Consider the following 1,414-nt stretch of genomic DNA (forward strand, 5'->3'; position numbering starts at 1 on the left):
GGCCAGCGAGTTGGAACGCGCCGGCGTGCAGGTGGTATATGGTTTTGTGGAATGGAAAACGCACGCCAAGCTGAGCATGGTAGTCCGGCGCGAAGGGGCGGCGATCCGCACCTATGTGCACTTTGGCACCGGCAATTATCATCCGATCACGGCGCGCATCTATACCGATCTGTCGTTCTTCACCGCTGATCCGCTGCTCGCCCGCGATGCCGCGCAGGTGATGAACTACATCACCGGCTATGTGCAGCCGACCAAGCTGGAAAAGCTGGCGATGGCGCCGCTGGCCATGCGCAGCCGGCTCTATGGCCTGATCGACGAGGAAATCGCCCACGCCAAGAAGGGGCGGCCTGCGGCCATCTGGGTTAAGCTGAACAGCCTGGTGGATGCCGGCATCATCGAGAAACTCTATGAAGCCAGCGCGGCGGGCGTTGAGATTGATCTGATCGTGCGCGGCATCTGCTGCCTGAAACCGGGCGTGCCCGGCCTGTCGGACAATATCCGTGTGAAATCGGTCATCGGCCGTTTCCTGGAACACAGCCGCATCTGCGTGTTCAGTGGCGGCCATGAACTGCCCAGTCGCCATGCGCGCGTGTTCATCTCCTCGGCGGACTGGATGCCACGCAACCTTGATCGCCGCGTCGAGATCATGGTGCCGATCGAAAACCCGACCGTGCACGCCCAGGTGTTGAACCAGGTGATGCTGGCCAATCTGAAGGACAACCAGCAGAGCTGGGAACTGTCGGCCGATGGTCGCTACACCCGCGTGATCGACGACCGTGAAGAGCCATTCAACCTGCACCGCTATTTCATGACCAATCCCTCGCTTTCGGGGCGCGGCCAGATGAAAGACGCAAAGGCCGTGCCGGTGCTGATGCTGCCGGACGAGGATGAGGACCTGAGCGAGCAGAGCGATGCCGCCGGGATTGCCTGAACCCGTGCTCAACCTGGCGCGCAAGGTTGGCTTGAGCCCGGTGACGGCACCAGCGGCAGACGACCGCTGCGCCATCATCGACATCGGCAGCAATTCGATCCGCCTTGTCGTCTATCATGGCAGCACGCGCATGCCGGAAACGATGTTCAACGAGAAAGTCATGGCCGGGCTGGGGCGTGGGATCGCCGCCAATGGCCGGCTGAGCGACAATGCCATGGATGTGGCGGTGGCCGGGCTTCGTCGCTTTGCCGCCTTGGTGCGGGCGATGGGTGTCTCCAATGTGCGCACCGTCGCCACTGCGGCCGTGCGCGAAGCGAAGAACGGGCAGGACTTCATCAACCGGGTCGCCACCGAATGCGGGCTGGCGATCGAGGTAATCGATGGCGAGGCCGAAGCGCGCGGAGCTGCCATGGGCCTAGTGTCGGGCATTCCCTTTGCCGATGGCGTGGTGGGTGATCTAGGCGGTGGCAGCCTGGAACTGAT

General features: G+C 62.7%; 2 pseudogenes. Both read left to right on the forward strand.

Features of this window, described 5'->3' with window-relative positions:
* Positions 1-931 (forward strand): annotated as a pseudogene (locus RT662_RS10135) (RNA degradosome polyphosphate kinase); the annotation flags it as partial.
* Positions 924-1,414, forward strand: a pseudogene (locus RT662_RS10140) (Ppx/GppA family phosphatase); the annotation flags it as partial. The pseudogenes RT662_RS10135 and RT662_RS10140, both read left to right, overlap by 8 nt.

The sequence above is a fragment of the Sandarakinorhabdus sp. genome (assembly GCF_032115815.1).
Lineage (GTDB): Bacteria > Pseudomonadota > Alphaproteobacteria > Sphingomonadales > Sphingomonadaceae > Sandarakinorhabdus.